Source organism: Stenotrophomonas sp. LC732 (assembly GCF_052446685.1).
Classification (GTDB): Bacteria; Pseudomonadota; Gammaproteobacteria; order Xanthomonadales; family Xanthomonadaceae; genus Stenotrophomonas; species Stenotrophomonas muris.
In genome coordinates, this window is record NZ_CP199214.1 from 2,684,963 (window position 1) to 2,703,045 (window position 18,083).

Sequence of the window (18,083 nt, forward strand, 5' to 3'; positions counted from 1 at the left end):
CGCTATCGCTTGCGGCTTTCTTTTCGTCTTCGCCCCTGCGCGAAATCTTGCTTCTTACGCGACCTTTCTTCCGATAACGGTCTTTGACCGGCACCGACCCGGCACTGATCCTCAGGCTCTGCGGCACGTCCTTGTGCCGCGTGTGAGCGAGGAATCAGCGCAGGAGAAATCGGAGGCCAGTCATGCAAGGTCAGGGCGTGCTGTTCGGGCAGATCGCCGCTGTTTTCAGCATCGTGATCGCCGGCGTATGGAGTGCAACGCAATGGACAGCGGCAGCCCTCGGACATCAACTACGCCTTGGCTCGCCCTGGTTCGACTTCTTTGGCACGCCGGTATATCACCCCTGGCGGCTCTTTGAATGGTGGTTCTTCTTCGATGCCTACGCGCCGCATGTCTTCGACATAGGCGGTGCGATTGCGGGCGGCAGCGGTCTTCTTGCCGTGGTGGTCGCCATCGCCATGTCGGTATGGCGTTCGCGACAGTCGCGCCTCGTCACGACCTACGGCTCGGCGCGCTGGGCTGAAACCGCCGACATCCGCAAGGCTGGGCTGACCCAGCCGGCCGGAGTCTTCCTCGGCCTGCACCGCGACCAATACCTGCGCCACGAAGGGCCGGAACACGTCCTGACCTTTGCACCGACGCGCAGCGGCAAAGGCGTCGGCCTGGTGGTTCCCACCTTGTTGAGCTGGCCCGCGTCCGTAGTGGTTCACGACATCAAGGGCGAGAACTGGACTCTCACGGCCGGCTGGCGTTCGCGGTTCAGCCATTGCCTGCTGTTCAACCCCACCGATGCGAAGTCGGCCGCCTACAACCCGCTGCTGGAAGTTCGGCGCGGCGCGCATGAAGTGCGCGACGTGCAGAACGTGGCGGACATTCTGGTCGATCCCGATGGCGCGCTCGAACGCAGGAACCATTGGGAAAAGACCAGTCACGCGCTGCTGGTCGGCGCCATCCTGCATGTGCTCTACGCCGGCACCGACAAGACTTTGCGCGGGGTGGCTAATTTCCTGTCCGATCCAGCGTGCCCGTTCGAGCTGACGCTGCACCGGATGATGACGACCGCGCACCTGGGCGATGCGCCGCATCCCGTCGTCGCATCCGCCGCGCGCGAAGTGCTCAACAAGTCGGACAACGAACGCTCCGGCGTGTTGAGCACCGCCATGTCGTTTCTCGGCCTGTACCGCGATCCCACGGTGGCCGAGGTCACGTCACGTTGCGACTGGCGCATCGCCGACCTGATTTCTGCCGAGCATCCCGTATCGCTGTACCTGGTGGTGCCGCCTTCGGACATCAGCCGCACCAAGCCGCTGATCCGGCTGATCCTCAACCAGATCGGGCGGCGGCTCACCGAATCGCTTGACGGCTCCGATGGCATCGCCCGCCGCCACAAGCTGCTGCTGATGCTCGACGAGTTCCCTGCGCTCGGCCGCCTCGACTTCTTCGAGACGGCGCTTGCCTTCATGGCCGGCTACGGCATCCGCAGCTTCCTCATCGCGCAGTCGCTCAACCAGATCGACAAGGCGTATGGGCAGAACCATTCCATCCTCGACAACTGCCACGTCCGGGTGACGTTCGCCACCAACGACGAACGCACCGCCAAGCGCATCTCCGAAACGCTCGGCACCGCCACCGAACTGCGCGCGCAGCGCAACTACGCCGGCCATCGGCTTGCGCCGTGGCTCGGGCATCTCATGGTGTCGCGGCAGGAGACAGCTCGGCCGCTGCTCACCCCCGGCGAGGTGATGCAGCTTCCGCCCGATGAATCGGTGGTGATGGTGTCCAGCCTGCCGCCGATCAAGGCGAAGAAGCTGCGCTACTACGCCGACGCCAACTTCAAGCAGCGCGTATCGCCGCCGCCCGCGCTCGCGGCCGGGTGCTACGCCGATGCGCCGCCATCGCGCCCTGACGACTGGAGCGGCCTGGCGATTCCCGCCGTCCCCGCCGCACCGGCCACGGCATCCGCCGATGGCCTGGGCGGCACCGACGATGGCGGCCCGCGCCGGCAGCCGGAGCTGTCCGAGGTTGCCGAGTACCACCCCGAACAAGCGCCAGCCGCCAATGACCTGGCGCTGCTCGATGACGACGACGACCTGCCGCTGCCGCTTCCCGGCCAGCTCGATCCGGCCATGCAGCGCACGGCCCGGCTGGCTTCCCTCGACCCCAACGACGGAATCGAGCTATGAGCCAATACCGCCTCAATCTGTTCATCCAGCACGAGCACGCCAAGCGCCTGGAAGAACTGGCCGCCAAGAACGGCGTCTCGAAGTCCAGCATCGTCGCGGCGGCGTTGGCGTCCTGGCTGTCGCCGGACGCGGACGATCAGCGCGAAGCGGCCATTGCCAAGCGGCTGGATCGGCTGTCGCGGCAGACCGAGCGCCTGGAGCGCGACCAGAACATCCAGATCGAAACGCTGGCGCTGTTCGTCCGCTACTTCCTGACCGTGAGCACGCCGGTTCCCGAAGCGCATCAGGAGGCAGCACGCGCCCAGGGCAAGGCGCGCTTCGAGCAGTTCGTCGAACAGCTCGGCAGGCACCTGCTGCGCGGCCGCAGCCTCGTGCGCGACGTGGTGGAAGAACTGCACCCGGACACCGCGCGGATGGATGACGCGGCGGCGCTGGCCGAAGCCCAGGAGCGTGCCTCATGAGCGCCGTTCCGCAACTTCCGCCCGAGCCTCGTTCATCCGCGGCGGCTTCGCTGGATCGCCGCATCCAGATGCTGCGCACGGCAATGGGGCCGCTGATCGCCGCCGCGCTGGCAGACCCGGACGTGGTGGAAATCATGCTCAACCCAGACCGCACCCTATGGGTGGATCGGCTGTCTTCGGGCCGTGCGCCGCTGGGCGTGGAGCTGTCCGAGGCCGATGGCGAACGCATCATCCGCCTGGTCGCGGCCCACGTCGGCGCGGAAGTGCATCGCGGCCAGCCGCTGCTGACCGCCGAGTTGCCGGAGACGGGCGAACGCTTCGAGGGCATCTTGCCGCCGGCCGCGCCCGGCCCGGCGTTCGCGCTGCGCAAGCGCGCCGTGAACATCATCGGTCTGGATCAGTATGTCGCCGACGGCATCCTGACCGCTGGACAGGCCGAGTTACTGCGCCGCGCCGTGCGCGAGCGGCAGAACATCCTGATCGCCGGTGGCACAAGTACCGGCAAGACCACGCTGGCGAACGCGCTGCTGGCCGAGATCGCGGCCACCGGCGACCGCGTTCTGGTTCTCGAAGACACCATCGAGCTGCAATGCGCGGCCCGCGACCATGTGCCGCTGCGCACCCGCGCCGGCGTCGTGTCCATGACGGAGCTGGTGCGCGCCACCATGCGCCTGCGTCCTGATCGCGTGATCGTCGGCGAAGTGCGCGGCGGCGAAGCCCTCGACCTCATCAAGGTGTGGGGCACGGGGCATCCGGGCGGTATCGCCACGATCCACGCCGGTTCCGCGCTGGGCGCGCTGCTGCGCCTCGAACAGTTGATTCTCGAAGTCGCGGTGAACCCGCCGCGGGCGCTGATCGCCGAAGCGGTCAACGTCGTCATCCACATCGCTGGCCGTGGCCGCAAGCGCCACGTCGAAAGCATTGCCCGCCTCAATGGCTTCGACGCCGCCGGTTATCGCCTGGCGGACGCGATGGAAACGCCGTTTCCCGCGCTGGCGCCGCCTTCCTCCCCGTCCCCTGACCACTCTGGAGAACTGCCATGACGCAGATGAACGCTGTTGCTTTCCGTTTTTCCGTAAATCCGGCCTCAATCCTTGCGCGCCTGCGGCGCCTGGCCGCGCCGGCACACCACGGCCTGCTGCTGGCCGCCGTCATGCTGATGACGGCCGGCACGGCGAAGGCCGCCGGTTCCTCGATGCCGTGGGAAGGCCCGCTGCAATCCATCCTCGATTCCATCCAGGGGCCGGTCGCGCGCATCGTCGCGGTCATCATCATCATCGCTACGGGCCTGGCGCTGGCCTTCGGCGACACGTCGGGCGGCTTTCGCAAGCTCATCCAGATCGTGTTCGGGTTGAGCATCGCGTTCGCCGCGTCCTCGTTCTTCCTGTCGTTCTTCAGCTTCTCCGGCGGGGCGGTCGTATGAGCACGGCCAGCGACCTTCCGGGCTTCGAGGTGCCGCTGCACCGCTCGCTGACCGAACCGATCCTCATGGGCGGTGCGCCGCGCACGGTCGCCATTGCGAACGGCACGCTCGCCGCTGCCGTGGGCCTGGGCCTGCAACTGTGGATTCCGGGGCTGGTGCTCTGGCTCGTCGGCCATTCGCTGGCAGTGTGGGGCGCGCGCGTTGATCCGCAGTTCATGCAGGTCTTCGCCCGGCACATCAAGCACAAGCCGCTGCTGGACGTGTAGGGGGATGCCGCGATGCTGAACCTTGCTGAATACCGCCAGCGCCCGGCCTTGCTCGCCGACTGGCTGCCGTGGGCCGGGCTGGTCGCGCCCGGCGTCGTCTTGAACAAGGACGGCAGTTTCCAGCGCACGGCACGATTCCGTGGCCCCGATCTGGACAGCGCCACGCAAGGCGAGCTGATCGCCGCGTCTGCACGGCTCAACAACGCGCTTCGCCGGCTGGGTTCTGGCTGGGCCTTGTTCATCGAGGCAGAGCGCCAATCCGCCGCCGACTATCCGCATTCCGACTTCCCCGAACCGTTGTCCTGGCTCGTCGATGAAGAACGCCGCGCCGCGTTCGAGGAATCGGGCCATCACTTCGAGAGCGCCTATCACCTGACGGTGGCGTTCCTGCCGCCGGAGGAATCCCGCGCCCGCGCCGCCAAGCTGCTCTACGAGAACTCGCCCGGCGATGGCGTGGATTGGGACGGCCGCCTCGATGCCTTCGTGGCGGAAACCGATCGCGTGTTCGACCTGCTCGACGGCGTGATGCCGGAAATCGCCTGGCTGGACGACAGCCAGACGCTGACCTACCTGCACGCGACCGTCTCGACGCGGCGCTATCGCATCGGCGTCCCCGAAGTGCCTTTCCATCTGGACGCGCTGCTGGCCGACTCCGCGCTGGTCGGTGGCCTGGCGCCCATGCTGGGCGACCAGCACCTGCGCGTGGTGTCGGTGCGCGGCTTTCCGACCTCAACCTGGCCGGGCCTGCTGGACGACCTCAACCGCCTCGGCTTTGCCTATCGCTGGAGCACGCGCTTCCTGTGCATGGACAAGGCCGAGGCGGAAAAGGAGCTGGGCCGATTGCGCCGCCAGTGGTTCGCCAAGCGCAAAAACATCATCGCGCTGCTGCGCGAAACCATCTTCCAGCAGGAAAGTCCGCTGGTCGATACAGACGCCAGCAACAAGGCGGCCGACGCCGATGCCGCCTTGCAGGAGCTTGGCAGCGATCAGGTCGCCTTCGGCTACCTGACGGCGACCGTCACCGTCATGGATGCGGACGCCGCCGTGGCCAACGAGAAGCTGCGCATGGTGGAGCGCGTCATCCAGGGCCGGGGCTTCGTGACCATCCCTGAAACCTTGAACGCGGTCGATGCCTGGCTGTCGTCCATCCCCGGCAACGCCTACGCGAACGTGCGCCAGCCCATCGTCTCGACGCTGAACCTGGCGCACATGATGCCACTGTCGGCGGTGTGGGCCGGGCCGGAGAAGAACGACCACCTCGACGGCCCGCCGCTGATCGTCACCCGCACCGATGGCGCGACGCCGTTCCGGCTGGTGACGCACATTGGCGACGTGGGGCACACGCTGGTCGCTGGCCCCACCGGCATGGGCAAGTCGGTACTGCTGGCGACGCTGGCCTTGCAGTTCCGCCGCTACTTCGGCTCGCGGATCTTCGCCTTCGACATGGGCCGCTCCATGCGCGCCACCATCCTCGGCCTCGGCGGCGAGCACTACGACCTGGGCGCCGATGGCGACATCGCGTTCCAGCCGCTCGCCCGCATCGACCACGAGGGCTACCGCTCCTGGGCCGCCGAATGGGTGGAAGGCCGCCTGCTGCATGAGGGCGTGACCGTCGGCCCGGACGAGAAGGTGGCCATCTGGTCGGCGCTCGGCAGCCTCGCCGGTGCGCCGCAGGAACAGCGCACGATGACCGGGCTTTCCGTGCTGCTGCAATCGAACGCGCTGCGCCAGGCGCTTTCGCCCTACGTGCTCGGCGGCGCCCACGGCAAGCTGCTGGACGCCGACCACGACCGGCTGGGCATGGCCGACGTGCAGGGCTTCGAGATGGAAGAACTGATGCACAGCCCCGCCGCCGTGCAAGCGGTGCTGCGCTACCTGTTCGCCCGGTTCGATGAGCGTTTCGATGGCGCACCCACGCTGCTGATTCTCGATGAGGCGTGGCTGTTCCTCGATGAGCCGTCCTTTGCCGCCCGCATCCGGCAATGGCTCAAGACGCTGCGCAAGAAGAACGTCAGCGTCATCTTCGCCACGCAGTCGCTGGCCGACATCAAGGATTCGAGCATCGCGCCAGCGATCATCGAAAGCTGCGCGAGCAGGATTTTCTTACCTAACCCGCAGGCCACCGAGCCGCAGATTCGCACGATCTACGAGGGCTTCGGCCTCAACAGCCGGCAAATCGAAATCGTCGCCACCGCGCAGCCCAAGCGCGACTACTACTACCAATCGCGCCTCGGCAATCGCCTGTTCGACCTCGACCTGGGGCCGGCCGCGCTCGCGTTCGCGGGCGCATCCACGCCGCAAGACCAACGCGACATATACCGCGTGCTGACGCAGGCCGGCGCACCCGGCTTCGCCGGCGCGTGGCTGCGCCATCGCGGCCTTGATTGGGCCGCCGACCTGCTGCCGTCCGCACCGGCGGCCGCTTCGTTCCTCAACGCCCAACCACTGGAGGTTTCACCATGAAGACCAAGCCCCGTTTGCTGTCCGCCTCGCTCGCTGCCGCGCTGTCTGTCTCGCTGATGCTCGCACAGCCGGCGGCCGCCATCACTGCGTTCGATCCATCGAACTTCGTGCAGAACACGCTGACCGCCGTTCGCACGCTTGAGCAGATCAACAACCAAATCAACCAGCTCCAGAACGAAGCACAGATGCTAATGAACCAGGCGCGCAACCTGGCGCGTCTGGACTTCAACATCGTCAACCGCCTGCGCTCGACGCTCGCCACCACCGAACGCCTGATCGCCGAGGCGCAGGGGCTGGCCTACGACGTGACGAGCATGGATCGGGAGTTCGCGCGCCTGTATCCCGAGCAGTACGCCGCCACCGTCAGCGGCGACCGCATGGCGCATGACGCCCGCGAACGCTGGCAGAACAGCCTGAACGGCCTGCACACCGCCATGCGGATGCAAGCCCAGGTGTCGCAGAACCTGACCCAAGACGAAAGCGCGCTGGCCGATCTGGTCAGCCAGAGCCAGTCCGCCACCGGCGCGCTGCAAGCCATGCAGGCGACGAACCAGCTCCTTGCCTTGCAGGCCAAGCAGTCCATCCAGGCGCAGCAGCTCCAGATCACGCAAGACCGTGCGGCCTCGCTGGAACTGGCGCGGCAGGCGGCGGCCACCGAGCGCGCCCGCGAAGTGCGGCGGCGCTTCCTCGGCACCGGCACGCCATACACGCCGCAGCGCGTGGACTTCTACGGCAACTGACGGGAGACAGCCATGCGATGCGTCCTCGCCCTGTCGGCTTCGCTGCTGGCCCTGCTGCTGACCGCGTGCGGCCAGCAGCAGGCCGAAGACCTGGCCGATGCCTTGGCCGCCGATCCCGCGCGGCTCAAGGCGCTGCGCGCGCAATGCGCGGCCGACCGGCAGGCCGTGGGCGAGGACGCCTGCCGCGCTGCCGCCGAAGCGTTCCGGCGGCGCTTCTTCGCCGGCCAGACCGGGCCGGACGAATACCGGACGCTGGCCGATCTGCCGCCCATTCCGCCGAGCTTCGATGAACCCGCCGATGGCGGCGAAACGCCGGCTTCGCCTGCACCCGAGGACACGCCATGAACGACGTGACCATCATCGACCGCTTTCTGGATACGTTCTCGCGCTACATCGACTCCGGCTTCGGGCTGCTGCAAGGCGAAGTGGCGTTCCTGACCGCCACGCTCATCGTCATCGACATGACCATCGCCGGCCTGTATTGGGCCATGAGCCACGCCACCGGCCAGGGCGAAGACGTGATCGCCAAGCTGCTGCGCAAGGTGCTCTACGTCGGTGCCTTCGCCTACATCATCGGCAACTTCAACTGGCTGGCCGGCATCGTGTTCCGCTCGTTCGCCGGCCTGGGCCTGACGGCCACCGGCTCGGCCATCACGATGGAGAACTTCCTGCAACCGGGGCGGCTGGCGAAGACCGGCATCGACGCGGGTGCGCCGATTCTGGAGCAGATCGGCGACATGGCCGGGTTCCCCGAGGTGTTCGTGAACCTCGACCCCATCGTGGTGATGTTCCTCGCCTGGCTGGTGGTGATCCTCTGCTTCTTCGTGCTGGCGGTGCAGCTTTTCATCACGCTGATCGAGTTCAAGCTGACCACGCTCGCCGGCTTCGTGCTGGTGCCGTTCGCGCTCTGGAACAAGACGAGCTTCCTGGCTGAAAAGGTGCTCGGCAACGTGGTGTCGTCTGGCGTCAAGGTACTGGTGCTGGCCGTCATCGTCGGCATCGGTTCGGGCCTGTTCGCCGAGTTCCAGACCGTGCCGGATGAACCGTCCATCGACCATGCCCTGGTCGTGATGCTGGCCTCGCTCGCGCTGCTGGCTCTGGGCATCTTCGGGCCGGGCATCGCCACCGGCCTGGTGTCCGGTGCGCCACAGCTTGGCGCGGGCGCGATGGCCGGTGCCGCTGTCGGCGCTGTCGGCACGGGCGTTGCCATTGGTGCCGCCGCGACCGGCGTAGGCGGTGCCGTAGCCGCCGGGGCGCGTATGGCGCCGGCCGCCGCCAAGCTGGCCGGCAGCGGTGCGCGTGCCGCTGCCTCGACGGCCGGCAGTGCCCGGTCGGCGTTCCAGGCCGGTTCCGCCGCAGCCGGTGGCGGGGCCAAAGGCGCGATGGCGGGCCTGGGCAAAGTCGCCAAGACCGGCGCGCAGGCCGCCGGCCATAAGGCCGCCGCCGGGGCGCGTTCGCTCAAAGACCGGACAGCCGCCGCTTTCCGCGCCGACGGCGCGGCACCTGCTTCTGGCGGCGGTGCGGCAGCGACCAGCGGCGCCGCCCAAGGGAGCGCGGCCGAAGGCGATGCCCCGGCCGCCGCCGGGCAGAAGCAACCGGCCTGGGCCAGGCGCCTGCACCGCCGCCAGCAGATGACCCATGCCGCGACTACCACCGCCCACACGCTGCGCGGTGGCGATGGTGGCGGCTCAGGGCAAGGCCCGAGCCTGCGCGATTCCGATTCATAAGGAGAGACGACCATGCGATTCAAGCGACCGCAGGTGCGCTATGCCGATACGCCGCAGCCTGCCACCCCATACCAATCCGCCGCGCAGGTGTGGGACGAGCGTATCGGCTCGGCCCGCGTGCAGGCGAAGAACTGGCGGCTGATGGCCTTCGGCTGCCTGGTGCTGGCGCTGCTGATGGCTGGCGGCCTGGTCTGGCGTTCGGCGCAGTCCTTCGTGACGCCCTATGTGGTGGAAGTGGACAACGCCGGCCAGGTACGCGCAGTGGGTGAAGCGGCCACGCCGTACCGGCCCAACGACGCGCAGACGGCGCACCACATCGCGCGCTTCATCACGCTGGTTCGGTCGCTGTCCATCGACCCCATCGTGGTGCGGCAGAACTGGCTGGATGCCTACGACTACACCACCGACAGGGGCGCGGCCGTGCTCAACGACCACGCCCGCACCAACGACCCGTTCGCACGCATCGGCCGCGAGTCGGTGACGGTGCAGATCACCAGTGTCGTGCGCGCCAGCGACACGTCTTTCAACGTGCGCTGGACGGAACGCCGCTACGTCAATGGCGCGGCCGCCGGGCTGGAGCGGTGGACGGCCGTGGTGTCCATCGTGCTGCAAACCCCGCGCACCGAGGAACGTCTGCGCCACAACCCGCTTGGCATCTACGTCAACGGCCTGTCGTGGAGTCGCGAGCTGGATTCTTCCGAAGGAGCCAAGCCATGAACCTGCCTTTCCGCTTTTACGTTTTGTCGTTGTTGCTTCTTGCCCTGTCGGGCTGCGCCACGCAGGGCAAGCCGCCGCCGACCATTTCGCTCGATGAACCCGTGCAGGCGCAGCCGCTGCCCGAACCGCCCATGCCGGTCGAAGTGGTGGAGGTGCCAACGGTGCTGCCGATGCCGGCGCAGTTGAAGCCGCTGCCCGAGGTGGACGAAGCGCCGCCGGCGCCGGAGCCGGCTGACGAAACCGTGCGCGTATCGAAGGCCAACGCCGAGGCGCGCATCGCGCCCACGCGCGAGGGCTACGTCAACGCGATTCAGGTCTGGCCGTACACCGACGGCGCGCTGTATCAGGTCTATGCCGCGCCGGGGCGCGTGACCGTGATTTCGCTCCAGCCCGGCGAAGGACTGGTGACAGTCGCCGCCGGCGATACCGTGCGCTGGATCGTCGGCGACACGTCCAGCGGCAGCGGCGACGAACTGCGCATCAATGTGCTGGTGAAGCCGATCCGCTCCGGGTTGAAGACGAACCTGGTCATCACCACCAGCCGCCGGACGTACCTGCTGGAACTGACTTCGACCGAACGCGCCTGGATGGCGTCGGTGTCCTGGGACTACCCGAGAGATCGGATGCTGGCCTTGCAGCGCCAGGCGCAGGCCGCGCAGGCGACCGCGCCGGTCGATACCGGCCTGTCGCTGGAGCGCATCCGCTTCCGCTACGCGATCAGCGGCAGCAATCCGCCGTGGAAGCCGCTGCGCGCTTTCGACGACGGCGAGAAGGTCTATATCCAGTTCCCGCCGGGCATCGCCCAAGGCGAGCTGCCGCCGCTGTTCGTCATCGGCGCGCAGGGCGACGGGCAACTGGTGAACTACCGCTTCCGCTCCCCGTACTACATCGTCGATCGGCTGTTCGGTGCGGCTGAACTGCGTTTGGGCGGGGACGGTGGCGACGTGGTGCGCATCGAGCGCACGGATGGCACGCGGAGGAACTGACCATGAGCCAGGACGACACTCCCGACGTTGCCGTGCCGCAGGCGGGCAAGGTCGAACCCGAGACGGTGGCGCTGCGCGCCCAGCCTCGGCCGGTCACACGGCTGAACCGGCGCACGCTGGCCATCCTCGCCGGCGGCCTGTCGGTCGCCGTGCTGGGCGCGCTGATGTGGTCGCTGCAACCGCAGCGGCGCGGAGCCAACGCGCAGACCGAGCTTTACAACGTGGATCGCGTTTCACGCTCCGAAGGACTCGACCAGCTTCCGGCTGACTACTCGAAGCTGCCGCCGACGTTGCCGCCAGAGGTGCCCGAGCTGGGGCCGCCGCTGCCGGGCGACCTTGGGCCGGCCATCGTGAATTCGCAGCAGCCGGCCGTGGCCGCCTACGCCACACCCGGTCACGACCCGGCCGAGGCGGAACGCATGGCCCGCTTGAAGGAGGCCGAGGAAGCGGCTGCATCGTCGGTATTCTTCCGCACCGGCACCCAGCAGGCCGCGCCGGCGGCGCAGTCGCAGGTGGCCGCCGCGCCGGGCTTCGCCGCCAATGGGGACTTCGACCCGATGGCGGCCGGGCCGGCTTCGACGGCGGCCCAGCCTGCCGACCCCACCGCCGTGCAGAACCGGCAAGACCAGAAGGAGGCGTTCCAGCAAGCTGGAACCCCGAAAACCCGTAATTCCGGCAATCTGCAAATGCCCACATCGCCGTATCAGGTGATGGCGGGAACGGTGGTCGCCGGGGCGCTGGTCACGGGCATCAAGTCGGACTTGCCCGGCGACGTGATCGCCACAGTGACGGAGCCGGTCTATGACACGGCTACCGGGCGCTTCCTGCTGATTCCGCAAGGTTCGCGCATCCTCGGCCGCTACAACAGCCAGGTCAGCTACGGGCAGAGCCGCGTTCAAGTCGTCTGGAACCGGATCATCCTGCCCGACACGTCATCGCTCACGCTCGACAACCTGGCCGGCACCGACCCGGCCGGCTACGCGGGCCTGGAGGATGGCGTCGATTGGCATTGGGATCGCATCTTCGCCGGTGCGGTGCTGACCACGCTGCTGGGCGTCGGCGCCGAGCTGGCTGCACCCGAGAACCGCCAGGATGGCGACCGCATCATCATCGCCGGGCGCGACAGCGCGCAGGACAGTATCAATCAGGTCGGCCAGGAGATGACCCGGCGCAACCTCAACATCCAGCCCACCTTGACCGAGCGGCCGGGCCTGCCGGTTCGCATCATCGTCAACCGGGATCTGGTGCTGCGGCCGTACCAGCCGCTGTTCTTCAATCGGGGGACTTCACGATGAGCACGACCAAGAAGCTACGGCTCGGGCCGCTGCCCAAGACCGAGAGCGTCAAGCTGACCTTCGCCTGCCCGGCCAGCCTGAAAGCCGACCTCGACCGCTACGCCGCGCTGCACGCGCAGGCGTATGGCGAGACTGTCGATGCCGCGACGCTGATCCCGCACATGCTGGAGGCATTCATGGCTGGGGATCGGGGATTCAGGAAGGGAGGCGCGGGCAGAGCCGCGCCGCTCACGCCAAGCTGATAAGGCGGGTTTCCGCTGACAGTAGCAAGATCCATGAAGACCGCGTTTGATGCGCTGGCCTTCGGGCCGTCCGGTCCTATTGTCAATATGGCTTCATACTTATCTACAGCTGCTGTTTGAGGACTAAACCGCAGCGGCACCGCCATCGACAAAAAGTTCATGTCCAGCGATAAAACTGCTTTCGCTTGATGCCAGGAAGAGGACCGCTCGTGCTACCTCGTTCGGTTCCCCCAATCGCCCAAGCGGAACGCTTTTATTCAGCGCGTCTTCGACTCCCGGTTGTGAGTCGAGGTAGCTCCGTATCAGGCGTGTTTCTGTACCGCCAGGCGAGACCACGTTCACGCGGATGCCCCGCTCCTTAAGGTCATTTGTCCAGCTGCGGGCGAACGAGCGCACCGCTGCCTTGCTGGCGTTGTAAAGCGATTGGCCTGGCAAGCCTTTACTGCCGGCAATGGAGCCGTTAAGGACGACAGTACTTCCCTCCTTCATCAACGGTAGTGCTTTCTGCACAGTGAACACCATGCCTCTGACATTGACGTTGAAGATTGAGTCAAAATGCGCATCGTCTATCGCATCAAGTGGAGCAACTTCGTAAAAGCCCGCATTGGCGAACACGACATCGACTTTTTGGTGATCACGCTGGATCCGTTTGTAAAGCCGAGCGACGTCGGCCGAGTCGGTGACGTCACCTTGCACGCCCACCGCGCCATGGCCGATCTCTTTCACGGCCTCGGCGAGTAGTTCTTGGCGACGCCCTGTGACGTACACGTGGGCCCCTTCAATGGCGAAGAATTTCGCCGTTGCGAGGCCGATGCCGTCGCTGCCTCCCGTTATCACCACAACTTTGTTTTCGAAGCGTTTCATCATTTCCTGGTACCTTTTAGATAAGTGGAGGCTTGCTCCGATTATGATATGGAGGCATCCTCCACTTGACAAGCAAAAGAGGAAGAAATTTGAGTGATGAATCAGGCCTTCGGGCTGATGCGCAGAAGAACCGCGAACGTATCCTTTCCGCTGCCGAGGCGCTTTTCCTGGAAAAAGGAGCGAGTGTTCCGCTGGAGGAGGTGGCCAAGCGCGCAGGTGTTGGTATCGGTACGCTTTATCGTCGCTTTCCCACACGAAAGGCACTTTTTGCCGCTGCTAGCAATGAGCGTTTCCTGTCGCTAGCGGAGAGCAGTCGTGTGCGCGCCTCATATCTCACTTCAGGCGACGCGGTACGTGCTTATCTTGAAGAGTTTGCCAGGTACACGAGCACCTATCGGAGCCTTGCTGCGTCGATTGGGACTGTTATCCAGTGCGGGACACCCGGATGTAATGCGATTACCGCAGAAGGGCGGCGGCTACTTCAGCGTGGACAAGAGACAGGCAGCATCCGTAGCGATGTCACTTACGATGATTTTATCTACGTGGTAACTGCCATCTCCATCGCAATCGAGAATGACCACTCATCGAAATCGCGCATCGGACATCTGGTAGATTTATTTCTGAATGGCATCAGTACAGATTAGCCGCCGATATCCTTCGCCGTTGCTTCTGGCCATAGCTGCTTACCCGGGTAGTCACGCCCGGTGAATCCCAATCCGTTTTCGGCGCCTGCGACCCTGGGCCAAACAGTGCCACCGGCGAATATCGCCGATGGCACTGTTTGGTAACGCACGGACGGAGAATGCTTCAGTTGCTTTGGGTCGATGGGGGCTTCAATATTCCGGGCCGTGTCAGCCGAGGAAGCGCTCGAACCAGTCGAGCATCGGCTTCGGATTTTCAGGCAGGTAGTTGTAGCCATCAAAACGGCGGTGAGTGCCCTCAATCCAGAGCAGCTCTTTCTCGGTTGCCGGCATGGCATCGAAGATGGCCTGCACATCCGCTGGCGTCGTCAGCGCATCGTCGCGAACCTGCAGCAGCAGCGTCGGGATATCCACCGCTGAGGCGTAGGGCGGCATGTCCATGTCCTTCAGTTCCATGCTGGTCGCGCGGCGCAGGGCATCGGCCACTTCGGGCAGGGCATCCGGCATTCCCATGTGGCCGAGGATGGTGCGGTAGAAGGAGCTGAGCGAAATCGGCTGCGGCGCGACGATCGCTCGCACACCGTCGAACTCCTCGCGGTGCCTGGACATGCCGACCAGGGTCGCGTTCATGCCGCAGCAGCGGCTGAGCAGGCCGATCTTCATAGCCTTCAGGTCGGGTCGCGAGCGAACGTAGCGGAGCGAGCCGATCACGTCACGATACTCGCGGATGCCATTGCCGATCACACCACCGCTACCAGCGCCGCTCTGACCGAAGTTACGCAGGTCGTAAGCCAGGATGTTGTAGCCCGCCTCGTGCAGGTGCTTGTAGTCGGGCATAAAGTTGACTTCGATGTTGTTGCCGCTCGATTCCCACGCGTCGCTATAAGGCTTCAGGTGGCCGGGAAAGCCATAACGGTTGGCCCAGATCGGGTGGTTGGCGATGATCAAACGATCACTGTCGCCGGGAATGAACCAGCCTTCGAGTGTCACGCCGTCCATTGCCGGAAAGAAAACGTCCGAGAAGGCGATGCCATCGTCCGCCGGGGAGCGCAGGATTGGTGAGCGCGCCGGGTTCGCCATGGCGGAAACGAGGCCAGCGACGAGTTCGGCGCGGGTCGGGTGGGCTGCTGCAGTGTTTTTTACATGAGTCATGAGTGTTTCCTTGGAAGGCTCCGCCAGATGGATAGTTGGCTGAGTTCGATCATGCTATTCATTGCGGATAGTTTTGATAATGCGCTATAGTCGATACAGGTTGTACGGAAAACTGGACATTGGTTGCCAACATCGACGATTTAACCGTTTTTGTCGCCGTCGCAAGGGCGAGGGGCTTCCGCGAGGCTGGTCGTGTGCTCGGCGTCAGCCCGACGACGCTCAGCGAAACCGTGCGCCGCCTGGAAGAGCGTTTGGGCGTGCGCCTGCTGCACCGCACGACCCGCAGCGTCTCGCCGACCGAGGCCGGCGGGCGCCTGGTTCTGCAACTGGCTCCGCTCCTGGCGGAAGTGGATGCAGCGCTGGCCAGCCTCAATGACCTGCGCGACCGGCCGGCGGGCACATTGCGGCTCAATGTTCCGGTCGGAGTCGCACGGCTGGTGCTTCCGGGACTCCTGCCGGAGTTTCTGAGTGTTTACCCCGATATTCAGGTGGAGGTGATCGCCGATGACACCATCGTCGACGTGCTGGCAGCGGGTGCCGATGCAGGAATTCGCTATGACGAGAAACTCGAGCAGGACGTAATTGCGGTGCCAATTGGGCCGCGGGTGCAGCGGTTCGCGCTGGCGGCCGCGCCGGTTTATCTCGCATCGGCAGGTCATCCGAAGCATCCGCAGGATCTGCTGCAGCATCGATGCCTTCTCGGCCGGTTCGGTAACGGCGCGCTGTTAAGCCCGTGGGAACTTGAGTGCGGCGGTGAGACCATCCGGGTCGAGCCGAAAGGACCACTCATTGTCAGTGTCAGCGGTGCCATGGATCTGGCCGTCGACATGGCGGTGGCCGGCGCCGGGATCATCGGTCTGTTCGAGGAGTGGTTGCAGCCGTATCTCGAAGCAGGCCGTTTGGTGCCCGTTCTCCACGAATGGTGGTCCGCCTTCCCGGGGCCGTTTCTCTACTACTCGGGCCGACGCCTCGTGCCGCCGCCGTTGCGCGCATTCGTCGACTTCGTCAGGTCGGCGCAGCGGGGGCGCTCTGGCGAAGGCAACGTAGATCCGCAACGCAGTGGCTGAATTCCCTCGCTGACCATGGTGGCAAGTTGAGGGATTCAGTGCCTCTCGTAGGCGGTCAGGAGCTACTTTTGGACGGGTGCATCGAGTGGCCTTGACCCATCCCCTGAAAGCCGGACCAATCTAAAGTAGAGACTTCGACCACATGAATCCCGTGGCAAACGAGGAGTCAGGCGATAAGGAAGTCCCGTTTTACCGAGGATCAGATCGCGTGGAACAAGAGACGTAGCGATGCTTCTATAACGAGGAGCGCCCCCACAGTGCGCCGAATGGAAAACCCCTGCAGAACTTGCCCGAGAACACGCTAAGCAAACTTGCAGGCACCTAAAATGGGGAATTGCCAAATGAGTTTCACGGTCGTCAATGGTTTTGCGTTAGAACGCTGCATTTCAAGCATGGCCAAGTAAAGTGGGCTTGGGCACCGCTTGGCAATTGTCACCGCTACAGCGCGCCACGGTTTCCTTTCCCAAGGCTCTTATGCGGCTCCCAGCCCACAATTCCGCATCTCCTACAAGCTGCATGAAACAGAGCTAACCCATTGCCCCATATATGGTTTCAAGTCCCGCGTGATTCGCACGAAGGGCTTGACGCCGGCCATTTTTTGCTTCGCTTTGTCAATGGAGAACTGACCTCCGACGGCGCTCTGGCGCGTCTGCATGCTGTTGAGGCCACTTGTAGCAGCTGTGGTCTCACCTCGCTGCTAGCACCGGGCGAGGGCCTGACGGACTTGGAAGGCGCCGGTGTGATGGTGTGCCCACACTGCCAGAACCACCAAGCGGTGAGCCGGATGAGGTTGGAAGAGTTCATGAAGCGAATGGCCGGCACGAACGCTACAGCCACCGCTAACCCATCGTCTTCGGACGACGGGCAGGTCTTGTCAGAGTGAGGCCCTTGGCCTGCCAATCTGAACGCCTCGGATTTCCTAGGGCATGAATTGCCACGGTGGACACATTAAGGGCATGATGCGATCGCCCTTTGGCCTTTGCCCACAGAAACCATGACCGTTCCCCTGCCTTATGATCCATTTCTGCAGGCCTCATCAGAGCCATTGCTGGAGCTGGTGATTGTGCGTGTGGGCTGCGATTTGTTCGGTGTGGATGTCGAGTCGGCCGTGGAAATACGCGGACCAGAGACGCTGACCCGAACCCGGGACCGCCAGTTTGTAGTCTCGATCAGAGGGCAAGACGTCCCTGTGGTTGATCTGGGCTTGATCACCGGAGGCGATGCAGTCGGGACGGGTTGTCCAGCAATGCTGTTGGTTCAATCCGCGGTTCAGCTGTTCGCCCTTGCAGTGGACGAAGTCTTGGTCATCGAGAGCCTGTCTGCCTGGCGTGCCGAGCCTGCCGCTCACAGCGACCGATTCGCTGAGCTCTGCCCGCAGGGCGTGCAGCTGGGGAACGGCAAACGCGTCGCCGTCATTGACCCTGGTCGTGCCCTATCCATTCAGCAACGGCTGGAGATCGATTCAGGTTGATTGCCCAATGCTGCACGGTGCTGCCGCTTTCAGTTGCAACCGATTCGCGCGCGTTCCAAGTTCCACGCTTTGCGGTAATCTCTGGCTGACAACGCGATTCCGTGCATGGGGCGCTCGATGGAGAAATTCGACGGAGCAACGTGGTTCCCACTGGACAGGTTTGAAGTCGGCATTGACGCCGAAACAGCAGTGGTTGCACTCGGGCTTTACCAAGTTCGCAACGCGGCCGGTGACTCGACCATGTGCGGCTCGACGATGACTCCGACGCAAGCGGAGCGAATTGGCAATGCCCTTCTGATCGCCGCCAACCGTGCTCGCCTGACGATCCCGGGCTCAAGCAGCAGCCACTGATCCTCTTCTGTGTTGATGTGCCTGCTCGCGGAGG

General features: G+C 65.0%; 19 protein-coding genes. 17 read left to right on the forward strand and 2 right to left on the reverse strand.

The window, feature by feature from the left end; all coding sequences use genetic code 11:
- The first annotated feature begins 182 nt into the window (after positions 1–182).
- The 13 genes from ACT6SE_RS12870 to ACT6SE_RS12930 all read left to right on the forward strand — a co-directional run bounded on the left by ACT6SE_RS12870 (position 183) and on the right by ACT6SE_RS12930 (position 12,503).
- On the forward strand, positions 183–2,183 hold the full coding sequence (locus tag ACT6SE_RS12870; protein ID WP_046428969.1) for a conjugal transfer protein TraG: 2,001 nt from the start codon (positions 183–185) through the stop codon (positions 2,181–2,183).
- Positions 2,180–2,644 (forward strand): ribbon-helix-helix protein, CopG family, encoded by a 465-nt coding sequence (locus ACT6SE_RS12875; protein ID WP_046428972.1) that lies wholly within the window; start codon positions 2,180–2,182, stop codon positions 2,642–2,644. Before ACT6SE_RS12870 ends, ACT6SE_RS12875 begins: the two co-directional genes overlap by 4 nt.
- A gap of 68 nt (positions 2,645–2,712) precedes the next feature.
- Positions 2,713–3,687: a P-type conjugative transfer ATPase TrbB gene (trbB, locus tag ACT6SE_RS12880; RefSeq protein ID WP_425524230.1), complete on the forward strand. Its 975-nt coding sequence runs from the start codon at positions 2,713–2,715 to the stop codon at positions 3,685–3,687.
- Positions 3,684–4,067, forward strand: coding sequence for a TrbC/VirB2 family protein (locus ACT6SE_RS12885; protein WP_033482754.1), 384 nt, complete (start codon positions 3,684–3,686; stop codon positions 4,065–4,067). The genes trbB and ACT6SE_RS12885 overlap by 4 nt, the downstream gene beginning before the upstream one ends.
- Positions 4,064–4,333 (forward strand): VirB3 family type IV secretion system protein, encoded by a 270-nt coding sequence (locus ACT6SE_RS12890; protein WP_003487982.1) that lies wholly within the window; start codon positions 4,064–4,066, stop codon positions 4,331–4,333. Before ACT6SE_RS12885 ends, ACT6SE_RS12890 begins: the two co-directional genes overlap by 4 nt.
- 12 nt (positions 4,334–4,345) lie before the next feature.
- On the forward strand, positions 4,346–6,796 hold the full coding sequence (gene trbE, locus ACT6SE_RS12895; protein WP_046428981.1) for a conjugal transfer protein TrbE: 2,451 nt from the start codon (positions 4,346–4,348) through the stop codon (positions 6,794–6,796).
- On the forward strand, positions 6,793–7,536 hold the full coding sequence (trbJ, locus tag ACT6SE_RS12900; RefSeq protein WP_444811007.1) for a P-type conjugative transfer protein TrbJ: 744 nt from the start codon (positions 6,793–6,795) through the stop codon (positions 7,534–7,536). The genes trbE and trbJ overlap by 4 nt, the downstream gene beginning before the upstream one ends.
- 12 nt (positions 7,537–7,548) lie before the next feature.
- Entirely contained in the window at positions 7,549–7,881 is a 333-nt protein-coding gene (locus ACT6SE_RS12905; RefSeq protein ID WP_046428986.1) for a hypothetical protein, read from the forward strand.
- Positions 7,878–9,263, forward strand: coding sequence for a P-type conjugative transfer protein TrbL (gene trbL, locus ACT6SE_RS12910; protein ID WP_046428989.1), 1,386 nt, complete (start codon positions 7,878–7,880; stop codon positions 9,261–9,263). The genes ACT6SE_RS12905 and trbL overlap by 4 nt, the downstream gene beginning before the upstream one ends.
- Positions 9,264–9,275: 12 nt before the next feature.
- A complete protein-coding gene (gene trbF, locus ACT6SE_RS12915; RefSeq protein WP_046428992.1) occupies positions 9,276–9,980 on the forward strand; it encodes a conjugal transfer protein TrbF in 705 nt (234 codons plus the stop codon).
- Entirely contained in the window at positions 9,977–10,966 is a 990-nt protein-coding gene (gene trbG / locus ACT6SE_RS12920; RefSeq protein WP_046428993.1) for a P-type conjugative transfer protein TrbG, read from the forward strand. The genes trbF and trbG overlap by 4 nt, the downstream gene beginning before the upstream one ends.
- A gap of 2 nt (positions 10,967–10,968) precedes the next feature.
- Positions 10,969–12,261: a TrbI/VirB10 family protein gene (locus ACT6SE_RS12925; RefSeq protein ID WP_046428995.1), complete on the forward strand. Its 1,293-nt coding sequence runs from the start codon at positions 10,969–10,971 to the stop codon at positions 12,259–12,261.
- On the forward strand, positions 12,258–12,503 hold the full coding sequence (locus ACT6SE_RS12930) for a DUF2274 domain-containing protein (protein ID WP_046428996.1): 246 nt from the start codon (positions 12,258–12,260) through the stop codon (positions 12,501–12,503). The genes ACT6SE_RS12925 and ACT6SE_RS12930 overlap by 4 nt, the downstream gene beginning before the upstream one ends.
- A 123-nt stretch (positions 12,504–12,626) precedes the next feature.
- On the opposite strand, the gene ACT6SE_RS12935 is transcribed toward ACT6SE_RS12930, so the two are convergent.
- Positions 12,627–13,370: an SDR family NAD(P)-dependent oxidoreductase gene (locus tag ACT6SE_RS12935; protein WP_080342713.1), complete on the reverse strand. Its 744-nt coding sequence runs from the start codon at positions 13,368–13,370 to the stop codon at positions 12,627–12,629.
- An 86-nt stretch (positions 13,371–13,456) separates the two neighbouring features.
- Between ACT6SE_RS12935 and ACT6SE_RS12940 the strand changes: the two genes are divergently transcribed.
- Positions 13,457–14,011, forward strand: a complete 555-nt coding sequence (locus ACT6SE_RS12940; RefSeq protein WP_197612657.1) for a TetR/AcrR family transcriptional regulator — start codon at positions 13,457–13,459, stop codon at positions 14,009–14,011.
- Between the two features lie 207 nt (positions 14,012–14,218).
- Here the strand turns inward: ACT6SE_RS12940 and ACT6SE_RS12945 are convergent, their stop codons facing one another.
- Entirely contained in the window at positions 14,219–15,160 is a 942-nt protein-coding gene (locus tag ACT6SE_RS12945) for an alpha/beta hydrolase family protein (protein WP_046428999.1), read from the reverse strand.
- A 119-nt stretch (positions 15,161–15,279) separates the two neighbouring features.
- On the opposite strand from ACT6SE_RS12945, the gene ACT6SE_RS12950 reads away from it, so the two are divergent.
- From ACT6SE_RS12950 to ACT6SE_RS12960, 3 genes are all read left to right on the forward strand, one after another.
- Positions 15,280–16,227: a LysR family transcriptional regulator gene (locus ACT6SE_RS12950; RefSeq protein ID WP_164085234.1), complete on the forward strand. Its 948-nt coding sequence runs from the start codon at positions 15,280–15,282 to the stop codon at positions 16,225–16,227.
- 994 nt (positions 16,228–17,221) lie between these two features.
- On the forward strand, positions 17,222–17,698 hold the full coding sequence (locus tag ACT6SE_RS12955; protein WP_046272126.1) for a chemotaxis protein CheW: 477 nt from the start codon (positions 17,222–17,224) through the stop codon (positions 17,696–17,698).
- A 117-nt stretch (positions 17,699–17,815) separates the two neighbouring features.
- Positions 17,816–18,049 carry a hypothetical protein gene (locus ACT6SE_RS12960; RefSeq protein WP_125892000.1) on the forward strand — a complete coding sequence of 78 codons (234 nt, stop codon included), beginning with the start codon at positions 17,816–17,818 and terminating at the stop codon, positions 18,047–18,049.
- Positions 18,050–18,083 lie beyond the last annotated feature (34 nt).